General features: G+C 41.8%; 14 protein-coding genes. 9 read left to right on the forward strand and 5 right to left on the reverse strand.

Annotation, left to right across the window (positions count from 1 at the left end; genetic code table 11):
- The first annotated feature begins 237 nt into the window (after window positions 1-237).
- Window positions 238-1416, forward strand: coding sequence for an acyl-CoA dehydrogenase family protein (locus tag AC1D69_RS23540; protein ID WP_495458545.1), 1179 nt, complete (start codon window positions 238-240; stop codon window positions 1414-1416).
- A 43-nt stretch (window positions 1417-1459) separates the two neighbouring features.
- Here AC1D69_RS23540 and AC1D69_RS23545 read toward each other — a convergent pair whose 3' ends face one another.
- From AC1D69_RS23545 to AC1D69_RS23555, 3 genes are all read right to left on the reverse strand, one after another.
- Window positions 1460-2182 carry an amino acid ABC transporter ATP-binding protein gene (locus AC1D69_RS23545; protein WP_495458566.1) on the reverse strand — a complete coding sequence of 241 codons (723 nt, stop codon included), beginning with the start codon at window positions 2180-2182 and terminating at the stop codon, window positions 1460-1462.
- Between the two features lie 11 nt (window positions 2183-2193).
- Window positions 2194-2844, reverse strand: coding sequence for an amino acid ABC transporter permease (locus AC1D69_RS23550; RefSeq protein ID WP_495458546.1), 651 nt, complete (start codon window positions 2842-2844; stop codon window positions 2194-2196).
- 65 nt (window positions 2845-2909) lie between these two features.
- A complete protein-coding gene (locus AC1D69_RS23555; protein ID WP_495458547.1) occupies window positions 2910-3686 on the reverse strand; it encodes a basic amino acid ABC transporter substrate-binding protein in 777 nt (258 codons plus the stop codon).
- Between the two features lie 296 nt (window positions 3687-3982).
- Here AC1D69_RS23555 and AC1D69_RS23560 point away from each other — a divergent pair, with 296 nt between their 5' ends.
- The 7 genes from AC1D69_RS23560 (at window position 3983) to AC1D69_RS23590 (ending at window position 15285) form a co-directional block, all read left to right on the forward strand.
- A complete protein-coding gene (locus tag AC1D69_RS23560) occupies window positions 3983-4996 on the forward strand; it encodes a substrate-binding domain-containing protein (RefSeq protein ID WP_495458548.1) in 1014 nt (337 codons plus the stop codon).
- Window positions 4997-5020: 24 nt separating this feature from the next.
- Entirely contained in the window at window positions 5021-6877 is a 1857-nt protein-coding gene (locus AC1D69_RS23565; RefSeq protein WP_495458549.1) for a cache domain-containing sensor histidine kinase, read from the forward strand.
- A 30-nt stretch (window positions 6878-6907) separates the two neighbouring features.
- Window positions 6908-8125, forward strand: coding sequence for a response regulator transcription factor (locus tag AC1D69_RS23570; protein ID WP_495458550.1), 1218 nt, complete (start codon window positions 6908-6910; stop codon window positions 8123-8125).
- Window positions 8126-8759: 634 nt separating this feature from the next.
- Entirely contained in the window at window positions 8760-9842 is a 1083-nt protein-coding gene (gene chvE, locus AC1D69_RS23575) for a multiple monosaccharide ABC transporter substrate-binding protein (RefSeq protein ID WP_495458551.1), read from the forward strand.
- Window positions 9843-9974: 132 nt separating this feature from the next.
- Window positions 9975-11489 carry a multiple monosaccharide ABC transporter ATP-binding protein gene (mmsA, locus tag AC1D69_RS23580; protein WP_495458567.1) on the forward strand — a complete coding sequence of 505 codons (1515 nt, stop codon included), beginning with the start codon at window positions 9975-9977 and terminating at the stop codon, window positions 11487-11489.
- Between the two features lie 6 nt (window positions 11490-11495).
- Complete coding sequence (gene mmsB / locus AC1D69_RS23585) at window positions 11496-12659, forward strand: multiple monosaccharide ABC transporter permease (protein WP_495458552.1); 1164 nt, start codon at window positions 11496-11498, stop codon at window positions 12657-12659.
- 235 nt (window positions 12660-12894) lie between these two features.
- The gene (locus AC1D69_RS23590; protein WP_495458553.1) at window positions 12895-15285 is read left to right on the forward strand and encodes an Ig-like domain-containing protein; all 2391 of its coding nucleotides are present in this window, start codon (window positions 12895-12897) and stop codon (window positions 15283-15285) included.
- Between the two features lie 188 nt (window positions 15286-15473).
- Here AC1D69_RS23590 and AC1D69_RS23595 read toward each other — a convergent pair whose 3' ends face one another.
- Together AC1D69_RS23595 and AC1D69_RS23600 are read right to left on the reverse strand one after the other, a co-directional pair.
- A complete protein-coding gene (locus AC1D69_RS23595) occupies window positions 15474-17216 on the reverse strand; it encodes a hypothetical protein (RefSeq protein WP_495458554.1) in 1743 nt (580 codons plus the stop codon).
- 24 nt (window positions 17217-17240) lie between these two features.
- A complete protein-coding gene (locus AC1D69_RS23600) occupies window positions 17241-18167 on the reverse strand; it encodes a hypothetical protein (protein WP_495458555.1) in 927 nt (308 codons plus the stop codon).
- A 397-nt stretch (window positions 18168-18564) separates the two neighbouring features.
- On the opposite strand from AC1D69_RS23600, the gene AC1D69_RS23605 reads away from it, so the two are divergent.
- Window positions 18565-20364: a vWA domain-containing protein gene (locus AC1D69_RS23605; RefSeq protein ID WP_495458556.1), complete on the forward strand. Its 1800-nt coding sequence runs from the start codon at window positions 18565-18567 to the stop codon at window positions 20362-20364.
- The last annotated feature ends 290 nt before the right edge of the window (window positions 20365-20654 follow it).

Below are 20654 nucleotides of genomic sequence, written 5' to 3' on the forward strand. Positions count from 1 at the left end.
AAAGAGGGAGGGTAGACTGGAGAAGTCCCCCAGTCTCTTACAGAATAACACTGATGGTCTCCCTTGATTCGGCGTTTGTGATCCAAACGCGGGCAGGCAGTCCTTTGTGCTTCTACATATTTGGGATATCATGCGGACATGCATAGCCACGATTCGTGATTAAAACCTACTTTAATATTAATTCCAAGTAAACTATACTGTTATAATAGGGATTGATGAAGGGGAGGCTATATCGCCATGACACAACAGCGGATATCAGACTTTTGTATACGTAATGAAAGAGAGGCTGAAATAGCCTTACTGGCGGATCAACTAGCTATAAAGTTTGCAGAACGTGCATCGAAACATGATAGGGATGGTTCATTTCCCTTCGATAATTTTACGGATTTACGGGATTCGGGATTTTTGAAACTAGTCGTATCGAAGAAATATGGAGGGGAAGAAATATCTCTCTATGAAATGGTCATTGCACAGGAAAGAATCGCTCGTGGTGATGGTTCAACTGCTTTAGCAGTGGGTTGGCACATGCATATGATGTTAAGTCTACGATATACGAATCGTTGGCCTGAAGACTTATTCTCGCGGTTCAGCGAAGAAGTGGTTAAGGATGGAGCGATCATCAATCATTTTGCCAGCGAACAAGCAACCGGAAGTCCAACACGAGGCGGTAAGCCCCAGACGACAGCAGTTAAAGTAGATGGGGGTTGGTCCATTAGTGGACGCAAAACGTTCAGTTCGTTAAGCCCCATTGTAGAACACTTTACGATCTCAGCGGGGATTGAGGGTACAGACGAGGTAGGCGAGTTTTTCGTTCGAAAAGGCCCTGGATTTAGTATCGAAGAGACCTGGGATACTCTAGGTATGCGTGCTACAGGAAGCCATGATGTGATTCTACATCATGTATTTGTGCCTGACCATGAGGTGATTAGCCTTTCGCTTGTATCGAAGCAACAGCAAGTGACAGATGATGGGGGCGGATCGCTTCTTCATATTCCAGCATGTTATATCGGTATTGCCTATGCTGCCCGTAATTTCGCAGTAGAGTTCGCTAAGAATTATCAACCGAATAGTCTACCTGGACCTATTGCAGAGTTACCACGTATTCAGCAACAGATTGGGGAGATGGAGGCGGAGTTGATTACAGCACGTACCTTGCTATATTCCGTAGCCGATCGTTGGGATCGTGATCCTGCTGGAAGAGTTGCGCTGAAGCCAGACCTTGGACTCGCCAAATACATTGCAACCAATCACGCCATGCGTATTGTGGATAAAGCGATGCGTATCGTTGGGGCTACAAGTCTATCACGTAACCTACCCTTGGAGAGAATGTACCGTGATGTGCGTGCGGGTCTACATAACCCTCCGATGGACGATGTAGTTCTACAGATCCTCGCAAAGCGCGCAATTCATGAATAGAGAATGTTGTGAACATAGCGCTTGCTTGAATGAGGATGGACCCTTACAGGACTTTAGATAAAAAAGATTTCGTTCTTTCGTGGGTTGGACGCTCGAAGATTTCTTCGGGTGTACCCTCTTCCACGATAACACCTTCTTCCATGAATAACACACGATCTCCAACCTCGCGAGCGAACCCCATCTCATGGGTAACCACGACCATGGTCATTCCTTCTTTAGCTAAATCCTTCATGACCGATAGCACTTCTCCTACCATTTCTGGATCTAGAGCGGAAGTAGGTTCATCGAACAACATAATCTTAGGCTCCATAGCTAATGCTCGTGCAATTGCGACACGTTGGGCTTGGCCACCCGATAAGGAATTAGGGTATACGTTTGCTTTTTCTGATAGCCCTACTTTTGTGAGTAATTCAATCGCTTTGTTTCGTGCTTTCTCAATAGACCACTTACGGACTTGAATAGGTGAGATGGTGATGTTGTCTATGACTTTCATATGTGGGAACAGATTAAATTGTTGGAACACCATACCCACTTCGGTGCGGATCTCAGAAATCTTAGTATTGGGATCCATTAAGGACTGACCTTCGATAATAATGTCGCCACCTTGTGGTTGCTCTAACAGATTCAAACAACGAAGAAACGTTGATTTACCAGATCCGGAGGGTCCAATAATAACGACGACTTCTTGGTTGTGTACCTTCAGATTAACCTGTTTAAGAACGGTATGTGAACCGAAGGACTTATTTAAATCCGTAACGTGTATCATGGGATCCATACTCAGCTCAATCTCCCTTCTAGCACAGTTAATAGTTTACTTAACGAATATGTAAGGATGAAATAGATGAGTGAAGCTAAAAGGTAAGGTTCCCAGATCCGGGAGTATTGGCCGCTCATTCCGTTACTCCAATACATAATCTCTTGAGCGCCAATAATGGCTACCAATGAAGAGTCCTTAACTAGTACAATAAATTCGTTACCAAAAGCGGGAATCATTCGTTTAATGGCTTGTGGTAAAATGATGAATCGCATAGCTTGTCTGTGTGACATCCCAAGTGAATAGGCAGCTTCGGATTGGCCTGCACTTATGGATTGAATACCTGCTCTGAATATTTCGGCAGAATACGCTGCTGAGTTCAGTGAAAGTGCAAGAATGGCTGCCGTAATCGGTTCGGTACTTCCGAATATGAGAGGAACCAGGCCAAAGTGTACCATTAAGATTTGAACATACAGTGGCGTACCCCGAAAGAAATTAATGTAGGCACTCATAGGCCAGCGTAGTATCCATTTGGATGACATTTTGCCAAATCCAATGACCAGCCCGAGAACTGATCCAGCGATGATGGACAGAATGGAGATACCTATGGTTAACAAAGAGCCTTTTAAGACAATGGGGAGGTAATCGAGAATAATATCCAGTCTGAAATCCATAAGACTCTTCCTTTCCAAAATGTAAGCATGCGTAAGCAATGAACGTTACGCATGCTTATAGTTATTTACTGTAATTTTAATAAATTCGTTGTGTCAGGTGCTTCGCCGAACCATTTTGTATATAGTTCTGCATATTTCCCGTTCTCGATCACTTTTTTAATAGCAGGATCAACCTTAGCCTTCAGATCGCTACCTTTCGGAAAAATGATGCCATAATACTCGGAATCGAAGTTAACCGGATCTAAGATGCCTATTAATTTAGATTTTGGATTATTTTTCATGTATTCCCGAACAATCGCTACGTCTGCTACTACTGCATCTGCACCACCTTTTGAAAGGTCCATAAGTGCTAGGGTGTTGCTATCAAATCTTTTTAGATTTGAACTGGTTTGACCCATAATGCCAGACATAAGGGTATCCGCTGTTGTAGCGCCTTGAACAGCCACATTCAGATCTTTTAGATCAAGTGCAGTCTTAACAGGGCTATCTTCTCTGACCATGATCATATTAGTAGACTCGAAATAGGGTGCAGAGAAATCGTAAGTCTGTTTACGCTCGTCTGTAATAGATACGCTCGAGATGCCTCCTTTATACTCCTTGCCTTGTTTTACACTCTCAAGCATCGTGTCCCATCCGATATTCTTAATGTCGTACTCAATGCCTGCCTCTTTCATGACTTCTGCGAGGAAATCAATATCGAAGCCGGTGATCTTGTCCTTATCCATGTATTCCATAGGAGCATAGGTAGCATCTGTTGCAATCTTAATCTTGTCACTCGAGTTACAACCCACAAGCCCAACCACAGACAGTGTTATTATTGCTAACGCAAACCACTTTTTCATTTTCATTTCCCCCTCGTTAATGCGAATCTTTTTAGAAATATTACCAGTAAAATGAAGTTTTAACAATTACTTTTATTAATTTATGTCATATTGCCTGACATTTAATAAAGAGAGATAAATGATCGAATTCCTACGTTCGGATGATAGATGTCGTATCCACTGAGAGGTTTGGGATAAAGATATTCCCGAATTAAATCGTATACAGTGTTCCTTTTTTCTTTCGCGGTGTATATTAAAAAAAGGGTTGATGGGCTTGGTTTCGAATACCTGTAAACACTTTTGAAAGGGGTTACATTGTGAAGAAGTTATGGCTTGTGTATATTTTGCTTATCGGAATTTTCATAGTCTATGTCTTGAATTATAAGCAACATACGGAATCTGCTGATCCTTGGGATTCGGTCGGTTTACGCGGCAATATCGAAGATACGTATGTTATGGTCACCTTTCAGGTCGGTATCGATTATTGGAAAAGTGTTCTTAAAGGCTTCGAAGATCGAGCGGAAGAACTGAATGTTTCTGTCGAATACCATGGTTCAACACAACATGATGCGAATGAGCAGATGACGGTGCTGGAACAGGTCATTGCGAAGAAACCCACGGGTATTGCCATCTCGGCTGTGAACTCGAAGTTACTTACTGCTACGATAAACAAAGCCGTTGAGAGTGGAATTCCGGTGGTTTTATTTGATTCCGGAGCCCCAGATAGTAAGGCGTACTCCTTTCTAGGAACGAATAATTATAGTGCGGGTATTGAAGCAGCACATACGATGGCTCAAATGACAGGTGGTAGTGGAGAAGTAGCTATTGTTACAACGCTCGACCAGCACAATCATCAGGAACGGACGAACGGCTTCCGTGACACGATCACAAGTGAATATCCTAATATGAAAGTTGTGTCCGTGAAAGACGGACGTGGAGACCAAATCGCCTCGAGGCACGCTATTGAAGGTGTCCTATCCGAATTTCCTAATCTAACGGGTATCTTTGCTACTGAATCTAGAGGTGGCATTGGTGTGGCTGAAGCAGTAAAAGCACATCAATCAAGGGAAACGCCACCCATCATTATTAGCTTCGATACGGACAAGGGTACACTCGATCTTGTGAAAGAGGGTACGATCTCCGCGACGATGGCCCAAGGTACATGGAATATGGGATATTGGTCACTAATGGAACTATTTCAGCTTCATCGAGATCTTGTTATGGATGACTCTGTGTATATGAATAATAAGCCTGTGCCTGTTCCAGATTCATTGGATACAGGTATTGATGTGGTTACCAAGGCGAATGTCGATAATTACTATGCCAAGTAGACACTACATCACAGGAGGAGACCAATGAGAGATAGTCGCAGATTGACGATGGATAAGTTGAAACTGAATAATATGCCCTTACGATATAAGTTGATCATCCATTTCTTATTAATTAGTATCCTGCCTGCCATTGGTCTAGGACTTCTAATCGGCTGGACGGTTGATCGGATTGTAGAAGAGCAGAGCAATGAGAATACAATGCAGTTAATTGGAAAAGTGAATACAGCTCTAGAGAACGATGTGGAGAATCTGCAAAAAATCTCTTATTTAATATCATTTGATCCAGGTGTGCAGACCTTTTTAAAGGGCCAGATGAAACCGGACGCGACAGAAAACGGTGAATCTGCTGAATATAACATTCGTAAGTTTTTGCAGGGTTTTACGACACTTAGTTCCGAGATTGCTGGGATTATGATTGTAAATAAGGATGGAGAATCCATTAGTAATGAGATGTACACTCGCCCAGGCACGCTTGCGACGGAAGAAGAATGGTATAAGGAAGCGGTAGCTAATAAAGGGATATTCAAAATTATCGGACAACCCTATGGAAGGGCTGTTATGTCTCATGTGGATTACAAGGAAAGTGAAATTGTCTCGGCTGTTCGAGCGATTATTGATCCAGAGACTCAGATCGTTCAGGGTGTCGTTCTGGTTGATCTGAAGCTTCGTGTGATTGCGGAGACAGCTCGTGATGTTACGTTAGGAAAGACCGGATATTTAACGGTAGTCAATAGTAGCGGAGATATAATCTATGCACCTCGGCAACCTTTTATGAAGAATATTCCCACAGAGCTATTCACTGAGACCTCTGGCATTACCTCTGATAAGGTTGGGGATCGTCATCTACAATTGATATACAGGACATCGCCATTTACTAATTGGACGACCGTGGGTGTATTTCCGATGGAGGAGTCGGCTTATAGCGTACGGGAGATTACGTTTAATGTTGTCATCTTTGTATTCGTAGTCTGTATGTTGGGCATGACCGCCTCATTTTATCTAGCAACATCCATATCGCGTCCTATTGCACAGTTGATGTCATTCATGAATAAAGCACAATCAGGGGACTTGACGATACGTTATTGGGGAAATCGTTCGGACGAGATTGGGATGTTAGGTAGGCGTTTCAATACGATGTTAGCTCAGATTAGCCGATTGCTGTCGTTAACAGAACTTCAGGAACGGCAGAAGCGGGAGGCCGAGCTACGTAGTCTGCAGGCGCAGATTAAGCCTCATTTTCTATATAATACGCTAGATACCATCCATTGGATGTCACGTAATAAAGGAGCCGAAGATATCGCTGAAGTTGTCCAATCCCTATCTAGACTCTTCCGCCTGGGACTTAGCAAGGGGAGTGATATTATTCCTCTAGCAGATGAACTCGAGCATATTGTCAGCTATTTAAAAATTCAACACGTTCGTTACAGTAACAAGCTAACCTATAGTATTAATGTCGATAGTGAGCTTGAGGAGCTTCAGGTATTGAAGTTATTACTACAGCCGATCGTCGAGAATGCTATTTATCATGGGATTAAGGAACGTAGAGGTCCGGGGCATATCGCTATTGATGTGGCTGAACGAGAAGGAGATCTACATTTAACGGTGCGTGATAATGGAGCAGGTATGTTACCCGAGCGGCTCACGCTTTTAAGACATAAGTTTGATATTGTAGGCATGGACAATCAGTCCAGTGAACCGGAGAATCCCATTCCGAATAGCTCCGGTAGTGGTTACGGTATTCTTAACGTGCAAGCGAGGATCCGTCTTAACTATGGCGAAGCGTATGGAATAAGTATCGAGAGTGAACTAGGAATTGGGACTACCGTAAACGTGCGGCATCCCATTGTCCGAGACTGTCATAATGCCAATAAGAATAATTAGAGAGCATGGTTAATACGGAGGAGTAATGACATGGATATTTGGAAAGTAATGATTGCAGATGATGAGATGATTATCCGTGAGGGAATTAAGCAATCTGTTGATTGGGACGGGCTAGGCTTACAAGTTGTCGCAGAAGCTGAGGATGGCGAGGAAGCATTGGAACAGGCACTTTTACATTCAGTAAATATCGCACTAGTTGATCTTAATATGCCGATTATGCACGGAATTGAAATGATGAAGAAATTAAGAGAACAGCTTCCCGATTGCAAAATCGTAGTCATAACGGGACATGATGAGTTTACGTATGCGCAGGAATCGATTCGATTACAGGTGAATGATTATATTCTGAAGCCAGCTGATCCGAAACAGCTCATGCAGGTCATGCGCCGAATTCGAGATGAACTGAATCAAGAGAAGCAGCAAAGTCAGCATCTAGCGCAGGCTTCCAAGCAAATTCTGAAGAACTTCCCGCTATTGCGCGAACGCTTTTGCCAGGAATGGCTAGATGGTAATCTGAGTCAGCAGGAAATTAAGGAGCAACTCCAGTTTTTGAAATTACCACAAGTTCGACCAGAACTACTCGGTATTATTCGTTGGAGATGGGAAGTACAGAACTCTGGAATGAAAGAGAATGAGCGCCAGTTGTTTCTTTTTGCAATCGAGAATATCACGATGGAGTTGCTGAACGATTACGCCCATGTTATTTTCCGTGATTCTATGGGCCTTATTATTATTCTCCTATGGGACGGTAGCGCCGAAGCGATATTAGCTAGGGTGGAGCAGGAAGTGCGTACGAACTTGAAGATTGCTGTAGAAGTCGGTATCGAACCTGTACAGGAAGAGATTACGGAGTTGACCACGACTTACCGTAGATGCAGAATCACCTTATCCAAAGAAGTACCGCTATCTCCGATCGTTCGAAGAGCGAAACAATATGTGTTGGAAAATTATGATGAATATGGCTTAACGTTAGAATCTATAGCAGGTCATTTACAGGCATCTCCGGTCTATCTTAGTCGTTTGTTCAAGCAGGAGCTCGGTTCCTCATTTGGTACTTACCTGACACAGGTTCGGATTCGGAAAGCGGCACAGTTGCTAAATGCTACGGATATCAGTGTACATGATGTGGCAGAGCGAACGGGATATGAAACTCAGCATTATTTCAGTACAGCCTTTAAGAAACAGACGGGCGTATCACCTTTGCAATTTCGTAAAGGTATGAATCCAGAGGAAGACTCTCCATTATAGGGGGGGACTACTGAAAAAAGGTATTTTGATATAGGGACTGCACCTGAATAGATATAAAGGCGGATTTTCATTCAACTCTGAATGAGAATCCGCCTTTGTTCTTCATGTTTTCTTATATTTATTAATTTAATAGAGTCAATATTCTCTTTAAATTGACAGCGAATATGGCGACCGGGCCTTGCATGTTCATGCCAATGAGACAATTGGGGCCATCTGAGAGTTGAAGAGGCTCCACCAGATCTTCTACGATATCTAGAATATTATTCGAAGTAGCGAAGGTGGCGGAATTGTCCTGTAGAAGCGTAAGCGTTCGCCTACAAGTTTTCCGTAGGAAAACTACATCGAAAGCATATACTTGCCCTCAGATTTCAACTCCTATAAGCAGTATACAATCAAGAAATCGGAGGGCAACAGCGATCGTAAGGACAATCCGTTATCGTAGCGGCCATCCAAACCACTAATTCTAGAATTATTTAATGGCAATTATGAAAACGCTAACAAAAAATGTTCGATTTTTATAAAAACAGTAGTTTTATTGTAAATACGGTCACCTATTCGCCTTGATATACTCAACTTGTCAGACGGAGCAGACGTTTCGTCCAAGAAACTAAATGTTCGAGGGGGTAGTGCAGGAATGAAGAAATATTCATGGATCATGTTGATGATGGCGTTCGCACTTATGATATCCGGATGTGGTAATGGATCAGGTAGTAGTTCTGAAGGGGCTAACGGTAAGGTCGGAATTGCTATGCCAACGAAATCTTCAGAGCGCTGGGTAAATGACGGCAATAACATGGTGAAAGAATTCGAGAAGTTAGGATATGGCACAGACCTGCAATACGCTGAAGATGTCGTGGAGAATCAAGTGTCTCAAATTGAGAACATGATCACCAAGGGTGTAAACGCGATTGTCATCGCGTCGGTTGATGGTGAGTCTCTCACGGATGTGCTACAAAAGGCACATGATGCCAATGTGAAGGTCATTGCGTATGATCGTTTAATTAAGAAAAGTGAGTATGTCGATTATTATGCTACGTTTGATAACTTCAAAGTGGGTGTGCTTGAAGGGTCATATATTGAAGAAAAGCTTGGGCTAAAAGAAGGGAAGGGACCTTTCAACATCGAGTTGTTCGGGGGTTCACCGGATGATAACAATGCATACTTCTTCTTCGATGGGGCAATGTCCATTCTGAAGCCTTATATGGATTCCGGTAAGCTCGTTGTTCGCAGTAAACAGACAACAATGGCTCAAGTAGCTACACTTCGTTGGGATGGCGCAGCCGCTCAAGCACGCATGGATAATTTGTTGAGTGCGAACTACGCCTCCGACAATTTGGATGCAGTTCTTTCTCCTTATGACGGGATTAGTATCGGTGTACTTTCCTCACTTAAAGGGATTGGTTACGGTACAGCAGATAAGAAGCTTCCTATAGTAACAGGTCAAGATGCTGAGTTAGCTTCTATTAAATCAATTATTGCTGGTGAACAGACACAAACGGTATTTAAAGACACACGGGAATTAGCTAAGAAGGCCGTTGAGATGACTGAAAGTGTTCTTAAGGGTACTGAGGCAGTCGTGAATGATACAAAAACTTATGATAATGGTGTGAAAATTGTACCGTCCTTCCTGCTTGATCCGGTCTCCGTAGATGCTACGAATGTAGATAAGGTTCTAGTAGAAGGTGGCTACTATACGAAGGAGCAACTGGGGCAGTAAACAACGAACTAGCAGATAGATATACAAATGATAGGTTAGCGGTGGCGGCCTGTAGAGGCTGCTTCCCCGCTTCCCGTTCCCGTATGACCAGTCAGAAAGAAAGCTAGGTGAGAAGCATTGACGGACTACATTATGGAGATGAAAGGAATCACGAAGACCTTTCCCGGCGTCAAAGCGCTCGGAGATGTTAACTTAAAGGTCAAGGAAGGCGAGATTCACGCATTATGCGGAGAGAATGGTGCGGGTAAGTCTACGCTGATGAAAGTACTTAGTGGTGTGTATCCTCATGGAACGTACGAGGGGGATATTATATTCAAAGGACAGGTATGTCAATTCAAGGATATTAAGGATAGCGAGAATCTAGGGATTGTTATTATCCATCAGGAACTGGCGTTGATTCCGTATTTGTCGATTTCGGAGAATATCTTCCTAGGCAATGAACAGGCCAAGCACGGGGTAATCAACTGGAACGAAACGACGGTGAAGACGATTGAGCTATTGGAAACCGTTGGCCTTAAGGAATCGCCGTTTACACAGGTAAACTCGATCGGTGTCGGTAAACAACAATTGGTAGAGATCGCGAAAGCACTCTCCAAGGAAGTGAAGCTGCTCATTCTCGACGAACCCACTGCGGCGCTCAATGAGGATGATAGTGAGAATCTATTGGAGCTCATTCTAGAGCTCAAGAAACAAGGGATCTCCTCCATTATCATTTCGCATAAATTGAACGAAATCGAGAAGATAGCGGATTCTGTAACGATTTTGCGTGATGGATTGACGATTCAGACCCTAGATATGAAGAAGGATCAGGTTACGGAGGATGTCATTATTAAGGGTATGGTTGGTCGAGATATGACGCATCGATATCCAGAGCGAACGCCAGACATTGGAGAGATGATCTTTGAAGTTCGTAACTGGGAAGTCTACCACCCAACACAACAAGATCGTAAGATGGTCGACAACATTCATATGCATATCCGAAAAGGTGAAGTTGTTGGTATTGCAGGTCTGATGGGAGCAGGACGAACCGAGTTTGCTATGAGTATATTCGGCAGGTCTTATGGTAAACGCATTAGTGGTCAGGTATTCATGAACGGTAAGGAAGTGCATTTAACGGATATTAATAAGGCAATGGAGAATGGATTAGCCTATGTTACCGAGGATCGGAAGCATTATGGGCTCATTCTAATCGACGATATTAAGCGCAATATTTCACTCAGTAATCTGAAGAATTTATCCCGGCGTGGCGTCATTAACGAGAGCGAAGAGGTACTTGTAGCAGAAGAATACCGTAAGAAATTGAATATCAAAACACCAAGTATTCTGCAGACAACAGGTAATCTTAGCGGTGGTAATCAGCAGAAGGTGGTACTTAGTAAATGGATTTATACCAAACCAGATATTCTTATTCTGGATGAACCTACCCGAGGTATTGACGTAGGTGCGAAATACGAAATCTACTCCATTATTAATCAACTGGCGGCTGAAGGGAAGGGGATCCTGCTTATCTCCTCAGAGTTACCTGAAATTCTAGGCATGTGTGACAGGGTCTATATTATGAATGAAGGCCGAATTAGTGGTGAAGTAGCAAGGCAGGATGCGACGCAAGAGACATTAATGAAATACATGACACGGAGCAGGGGGTAATATCGCATGGGAGCCATAAGTAAACTTTTCAAAAAAAATATACGTCAATACGGCATGATTATCGCACTTGTGTTTATATCTATTTTCTTTCAGATCCTTACAGACGGTATCTTACTTAAACCACTTAACGTGACCAACTTGATTCTGCAGAACAGTTACATTCTAGTACTAGCTATTGGGATGGTGTTAGTCATTATTACCGGTCATATTGACCTTTCAGTCGGATCGGTAGCTGCCTTCATTGGGGCACTATCAGCAATCATGATGGTGAATATGCAGATGAACCCCATTCTTGCAGTCATTCTGTCTCTCTTAATGGGTGCACTTGTGGGTGCTTGGCAAGGCTTCTGGGTCGCTTATGTCAAAATACCAGCGTTCATTGTCACCCTAGCAGGGATGTTACTGTTCCGCGGTCTCACAATGATCGTACTGAATGGGCAGTCGATTGCTCCTTTCCCCAAATCTTTTCAAAAGATTAGCTCCGGATTCATTCCCGATTTCTTTCATGGAAGTACCATCAACCTACTTACGATGGTGATCGGTGTTATTCTATCGATTCTGGTTATATATCAGGAATACAAGAACCGTAAGGTTCAAAGTAGATATGGATTTGATCAGTCTTCTGTCTGGCTATCCGTCGCTAAGGTTGGTGCGCTTGTCGTACTAATTAATTTATTTACCTACGTATTGGCGCAATATAACGGAATTCCTAACATTCTCGTAATCTTGCTAGTTCTTATTGTGATCTACTCCTTCGTCATGAATCGGATGACCATGGGTCGTCAAATCTATGCTCTTGGTGGTAATGAGAAGGCAGCAAGTCTATCCGGTGTCAAAACGAAACGTGTCACCTTCTGGGTATTTGTGAATATGGGTGTCATGGCTGCATTATCGGGATTGCTATTTGCGGCACGTCTCAATTCGGCAACTCCCAAAGCAGGTGTGAACTTCGAACTTGATGCGATCGCGGCCTGTTTCATTGGTGGGGCTTCCGCTTCTGGAGGGATTGGAACGGTTGTAGGTGCCATCATTGGGGGCCTTGTAATGGGGGTCATGAATAATGGGATGTCTCTGGTTGGCCTGGGTGTAGATTGGCAGCAAGGAATTAAGGGGTTAGTCCTATTGCTCGCTGTTGGATTTGATATTTATAATAAGTCGAAAACGGCATAATTGAAATAACCCAGTCGGTATTTCTAATGAAATAATGGGTATATAAAGGCTCTTCCCAATGATGATCATGGGAGGGGTCATTTTCTAGATGAGAGATAGTAATTCTTTCTTAAATGGGGAAGTGAAAAACATAAATTTCTAAAGTGAATGATCGAAAACCTAATGTTTATGTCTTCATTTGCCGATATTTGAAGTAATAAGGCGATTTTAAAATGAGAACTGGAGGGAAACAACATTGATTATTAGATTCAAAAAATCATTATTAATGTCATTAATTTTAATTGTTAGTTTGGCTAGTGCAGGTACGACTTGGGCAGCAACAGCGGTATTAGACAAAATTGTGCTATCTAAGAATGAAATATCCATGGAAATTGGGTCAACATCGTCATTAACGACAACAGCTGTGTACGACGACGATACAAAGAAAGATGTAACGTTATTCACCACATGGTCGAGTCCTGATGATTCCATTGCAGCGATTTATAATGGTATGGTAACAGCTAAGAAGGAAGGTACCATCACTGCAACGGCAACGTATGGTGGTGAGACTGAAACCATTAAGGTAATTGTTACGAAAAAGGTTAAATCTTTAACGAAGAATGTGCAAAGTCTCGATCTTCGTAAAGGCGACAGTGAGCAAATTACACTAGAAGCTACTTATGCGGATACTGCAGTGACGGAGACTGTTACTGACAAAGCAGATTGGTCTTCAAGTAACAATGAAGTTGCAACGGTCGTTAATGGTAAAGTACAAGCTCTTGGCGCAGGTGTAACAACGGTTAAAGCTTCTTACGGAAACCAGGTCATTACAGTAGAAGTGAACGTAGAAATAGTGAAACGACTTGATCTAGATGTAAGTTCAGTATCCCTATTGATGAAGGATCCTAAAGATTCACAAACCGTTAAATTAACTGCGACATATCCTAATGGTGATCCTAAAGATGTGACAGCAGATGCGGAATGGACTACGAGTAACGAGAAGGTTGCTGACGTACTCAAAGGTAAGATTACAGCCTACGGTGCAGGAACAGCTACAATAACAGCTAGTTATGGCACCAAAACCATCACCCTTGAGGTTGATGTAGACAAGACTCGTAAATTAGTCGTTGATAAAACGAATGTTTTCTTAAGTGTTATAGATTCAACTAAATCAGAGAGTCAGTTGTTATTGACAGCTATTTTCCCTGATAATACATCACCTGTTGATATTACTAGTCTAGCGACATGGACGACTAGCAATGCGTCTGTGGCGTATGTAAATAAAGGACTTATCTATGCTGAAGGAACTGGATCAGCAACGATTACGGGGCAATACGGTGATAAGAGTGTAACCGTTCAGGTTGATGTTGATGTTCCTCGTAATCTAGATATCGTTGAAAAAGTAGGAATGAGTGTTGGACAGACGAAGGAATTAGAGCTTAATGCAGCATACGGGGATGTATCGACTAGAACCAACGTGGCAGACAAAGCGGTATGGAGCTCAAGTGATGCTGCTGTAGCCTATGTATCGAACGGTAAGATTACAGCTTACAAAATGGGTGAAGCAACGATTACAGCAACGTATGGTGGACTAACGGTTACAACAAAGGTTAGCGTAGATATTCCTACTTCGATCTCATTGGATTCCAAGTTAATTGATATTAAAGTAGAGAATCCATATCAAGCTAGCCTTGTAGCGGTGTATGACGTAACGGATCATTCAAAAGATGTTGATCTTACAAGTAAAGCCGAGTGGAGCACGCTTGATGAGAAGATTGCTAAAGTCAACAGCGATGGACTTATCACAGGGGTAGCAACGGGTTCCACGACGATTACAGCATTGTATAATAATACGAAGTACACTATGAAAGTAAATGTTGGATTAGTAAGTGAGCTTGAATCAGATTCTAGTCTTATTATCTTGAGTTCTGGTGAGAGCAAGTCAATCGTCCTTGCTGCAAAAGATTCATCGAGTAATGATGAACCGATTACGGCAGCTGATGTGGCTTGGAAATCAAGTAACCCAGCTATAGCAAGTGTGAAAGATGGTGTAGTAAAAGGTTACAGTAAGGGTAAAGCGACCATTACAGCAGAATATGGTGGCAAAAAAGTAACGATTGCAGTAGAAGTTGATGTCATTAAAAGCATTGAAGCAACACATCAATCTCTTTCCTTGAAAACAGGATCACAGGGACCAAAAACAGATCAGATCAACGTAACTGTTACATTAAGTGATGGAACAACGAAGGATGTTACTAGTCTTGCTGAATGGAAGACAGGTAATTATAAAATAGCAACTGTGAATAAAGGAAAAGTCTCTGTCGTAGCTTACGGTAAGACAAAAATTACGGCTAAATACGCAGGGAAAACGATAAGTATTCCAGTGGATGTTGATACATTGAAATATCTACAGACGGATGAAGTTAGCCTGAACTTGAAAGTGAAGGATGAGGTTAGTGTGATTGCCACAGCGACCTATGCTGATGGAAGCGAAGATAATGTTTCTAAGGCAGCGTTATGGACTTCATCGAAAATTCTAGCGGTGACGGTTAAAGATGGTAAGATCAAAGCTACTGGTAAAGGAAAGGCAACGATTACTGTAAGTTATGGCGGTAAGAAAACAAAAGTGGTTGTCGTTGTAGAATAAATACGATTCAATAGAAAAGAGTCGGTGTCTGTTAAATACAGACACCAACTCTTTTTTTGTAAAAATATTAGAATTTATAAGTATTTCTGCTTATAAATAATCTTATATTTCAACGCTAAACGTTTCTTCGCCGCTAAAGGACGGCGAGGCCGTTTATGCTTGTTTCTATGTCAGAGATGTTGAAACGGTTATTCTACAGTCTCTACTTCAAACACAGGTACGGATATTAATTCATCCTGAACATAAATATCCTCATACCCATTAAACAATCCCGTTAAGGAAACTAATCCCTCGTAAAAGTTAAAGCTACCTGTGAGTTTAATATAACTGTCACCCATCGTAGCAAAGGCTTCGGCATATCCAGGTTGGATAATGGTCGTGTGAAATTTCACCTTTTCATTTGGATGTAGTAATAAATCCTCGACAGAGATATCAATGAAATCTTGCTGGACACCCACAAATTGATAACTATCCCCGGAGCGTTGGTACATAGCCACTTGTCCAGTGCCTTCTTCCGTGTCTGGATTAATCATGATTAACATGCCATTTGAATCCACTTGATAACCATCTGCATGTAGCTGAAATAAGGTGACCATGGTATTAGATTGCACCTCGAGAGCTGTATAGCGTGCCTTACGTGAGTCGGATTGTTCCGTGATCAGAATTACAGGAAGTTGTTTCGAACTGAGGGAGCTCTCAATGGATAGGTCTTGAATCGATCCATCCTTTTGAAATTCCTGGTTAGTTAAGATCTGTACATTATTCTCACTATCCAATGTTCCAAAGTAAATGATATTCCGCTCATCTGTCGCAAGCACGTCTGTAATAGAGCCGAAACGTTTACTACCAGAACTCACATGTTCAAATACACGTGTTGGGTCACCATTCTGCAGGATCCGGATTGGATCATGGATATTCCAAGCGAGTTGCGCTTCCTTCACCTCGAGAGTTGTGTCCTTGTAATCTTTAATTCCCATGTATATGGCAATGGCCTTCTCAAACTCTGCTCTGGATAGGTGACGTTTCGCAGTCTTCATCCATGTATTTATCTGTTTCTCAATGTAAGTCTCCACAGTAGACTTGAAAGATATACTATGAACAAAGTTCATATAATTCTTCGCATGTGTCACGAATACGGAATAGCTGTCATTCTTTGCGTCATTCACCAAGAATGTTCTAACAAGATCATCGGATTGATCGGTAATCCAGTCTGCTTGTACATCGTGAGCCTTATATTGCTGTAACATAGCGGCAGATTCATCTAAAAGATCCTGAAATTGGCCATTTGCTGCCATTCGAGCCATTTTGCGATCATCATAGGCCTTCAATTTCGCATAGATTTGCGTAATCTTCTGTTTCTCATCACCATAGAATACATTCGGTATAGTTAATAAATTCCACTTAAAGGACTCGTCCTTATATAGATTGTTCTCAAGATTATGCTCCATTTGCTCATTAAAAAGGGTTTTAGAGTTATGGAAGTATTGGGTGAAGTCTTCGGAAATTTCATATTTAGCAGATAACTGGCGATAATAGGGTTCATAGGGGATATCCCCCTTCATATAATCACTTCGAACAGCTTGTAAGCGGGTATACACAGACATTAGTTGATCGAAATCTTTGATATCGTTCGCACGCTCAGCCTGACTATCAATCTGGCTAAGTTGAATGTTAATATCTGTAATCGGTGCCAATTCCCGTAATCGGGAAGAGATTAGTTGTTCCTTATATCGTATCGATTGATTTTGTTGAGCTTTATTATACCAGGCTTCCGCTTCAATCAGATCCTTAAGATCATACAGGCGATTGGCCTCGGTGACCGATGTAATCTTCTCCTGAATGTGATATCCCTTCATTCCAATTAGAATAAGCATGGCCGCACAGCACAATATGAGAAAATTTCGCAGGGTTATCCATCTTACCATCGTCATAGTCTTATAGCCTCTCTAACTTTCTTATTGAAAATCAGAATCCCATACATATTGCTCTTGACGGATGAGAGCTACTTCATTAGCCAAATTGCCCCATGAAGCATTTGGACGCTGTTGAATCATTCTGTACAATCGTAAGAAACGATCTTTGGGAATGTGTCTTGCATAACGTCCAATAAATTCAGGATAAGCCTCTACATATTTCTGTAATCGAATGGCAGCGCCAGCAACACTTGATAGGATGTCCATCCCATTCCCCATTTGGAGTATATGAGGTTCATAGGTAAGAATATAATGAATGGAGCTGTTCTTAATTAGGTCTCGCTGTACCTTGGCCACTTCACCGATGTAGGATGCCAAATCGGTATCGAAACTCTTTATAAGTAAGGGTTCCACTACTAAATCCATATCCTTACGTAGTACAAAGGATTGAAGAAGGACCACTTGCTGTAGACGTATTTTATCATTATGTACGAGGGTACTAATCTCCCGTAACATAACATACGTAAGGAGTTCATCTTCCTTTAAGGCGGCAACAGCAGTCTTTCGATTATATTTTAAATCCTCTAGAATCTGTGGTTGTTCTTCTTCAAATATTCTCTCCATTTCCAAAGGAACTTCGGAAGGAAGCATTCTATTCTGAAGGAACCACAGGAGAGCAATGAGTAGGATGACCGCTCCGGCACAAAGGATCATTTGTAGAGAAGTCTGACCGAAGTAAATCCCGATTAATCCAATTAAAAATGCGATAAGTCGTTGGTTTACCATGGTACGTTTAACTTTAGAGGTTGCGCGTTGACGAATAGAAATGAGTGTAGCTTTGCCGCAATGGGCACATTCCTCTTCCCACAGCACGGTGAAATGCTGACAATGACGGCATACTCTTAACTTTTCATACGCATAACGCGTCTTTATATAGGGTTTAAAAGTTACAGCTCTCTTTTTAGTCATGGCGCTCACCCTCATGGTTTATTAGGGACAAAAGCTTCATATCTAGTTCATCGGAAGAAGGGGTATATTTACGGTGTTTCATATATACAGATGACTTGATAGCAATAAAAAGAATCAAAACGCCTAAACAAACGTATGTAATCATGATCGGATTCCCTTCTTGTTTAGTATAAGCCAGCATTTTTCCATGATACATTGAACTTTGAAAGGTTTAATTATATCATAATGTCATACTAATGGTAGAATTTAGACAAAGTAGCGGCATAAACTTAATACTTCTAGGCAAATATTTTAATGTATGTTAAGGGTTTCTTAAGAGGTTCTTAAGACTTTTCACCTAGAGTGGAATAGATGAGCATCCTACTCGTACTTCATCTCATAATAAAGGGGTATAACTATGCTTCAAAGAAATCAACTCACACTCCGTATATTGGTAGTCATGTCGATATTATTACTACCATTCTCGTATGTATTTAGAATACAGGAAGTTGCAGCTGCAGATCAGTCTTCACATATTGATGCCATGTTAGTCGTAGATGCAAGTAATTCTATGAAGAAAAGTGATCCTAACAAAATAGGTAACGAAGCGATGAAAATGTTCATTGATATGTTATCTGTTCAAGGGGACAAGGTTGGAGTTATCTCGTATACGGATCAGATCCAGCGAGAGAAAGCGCTGCTTGAGATTCAATCAGCTGCGGATAAAGAAGATTTGAAGAAATTCATAGATCAGCTCGATCGTGGAGCCTATACGGATACAGCTATCGGAATAAAGGAAGCTGTTAAAGTATTGCAACAAGGATCCGATGCTAGTCATGAACCCATGATCGTACTACTAGCCGATGGAAACAATGATCTTAACGAGGCTACTGGCCGAACAGATCAACAATCGGCACAAGAGTTAGATCAAGCGATTGTCGATGCCAATAAAAGTGGTATTCCGGTATATACCATTGGTCTGAATGCGGACGGTAAATTAAACAAGGATGCTTTAGCTGAGATTGCTGAGAAAACAGGAGGTAAGGCGTTTTCCACAAATACAGCGGATGATTTACCGCAGATATTAAGTGAAATATTTGCGAGTCATCAGAAACTTAAGATTGTTCCAATACAGTCGATGACAGGGGACGGAAGCTTTCAAGATGTAACGATTAATGTCCCCAATGATAATGTACTGGAAGCTAATATTTCTATCATGTCAGCCCAATCCGTAGAAGTCAAATTAACAGATCCGACAGGAGCGAGCAAGTCCATTCCTGCCAAAGATATTCTTTATTCCAAATCCAAAAGTTATACGTTACTTAAGCTAATAAGTCCAGTAAAAGGGGATTGGAAGCTTCAAGTGAAAGGTGTAGCTAAGGACAAAATCGATATTAATCTAGTGTTCAATTATGATATTGAACTTACGATGGATCCTCTTCCAAGTAGCACGTATAAAAAGGGTGATAAGATCGATATCACAACTTATTTTACAAGTAATGGTCAAAGGTTACAAAATAGCACCCTTTATAAGAATATGAATGCTAGGCTAGTGGTGAAAGATATGGATACGGGTGCGACAGAAGAAGTAGCACTGTCTAGTCCAGGAGATCAGTTCAAGGGGACCTATAAGGTTATCGATGCACATGATTATGAACTCACAGTCATCGCGGAAGATAAAAGCCTTTATCGGGAATCCCCTGTCGTGAAGATTAGTGCTAAGAAGGGTGGAGCCACTGCTACAACTCCAAGTAAGACAACTCCTGTAACAGAGGACGAGAAGAAGGATTCGTTCCCCGTCATGCCCGTAGTTCTTGGGGCGATTGGACTTATAGCGGTCCTTGCAGCAGCATACTTCATTCTTGCAGCTGTGAAGAAAGCCAATAAAGGCTTTGTCGGCCAAATGATCATCGAGATTCGAGATGAGAATACCGGTGAGAAGACGCATCCGCAATATAAGAAATTGAATGGCTTCAAAGGAAGGATCACTCTCCATCAGTTGTTACAGTTAGCACCAGAACTGAAGGAAACAGAGAAGATCCTTTTCATCCCAAGTAAGAATGATCGAATCATGATCAAGAATGGATCAACCGTGAACATTGAGAAGTCAGGACGCGTTATTGATGCTAGTAACGGATATGAATTAAAAGGCGGAGATCGCATTACCCTTTCTCTACAAAGTGTAGATAAGACGATCATGTTGGAATATCTAGTGTGAGTATAAGATCGAAATGTTTAATGGAGCAACAAACATTAGGATTGCGTATGTCCGCTACGATGACGGATTGTCCTTACGATCGCTGTTGCCCTTAGAATTCCTGATTATATAAAACCCTTTTAGAGGTAGAATTCGAACGTCAAAGCATATGCTTTCGAAGTAGTTTTCCTACGGAAAACTTGTAGGCGAACGCTAGCGCTTCTACAAGACAATTCCGTCCTCTTCGCTACTTCTACGCGATCCATAAGTTTTCCGCAAGTATTAAGGATTTTGAGCTTAAATAGATGGAT

The organism is Paenibacillus sp. Y301, assembly GCF_059445505.1.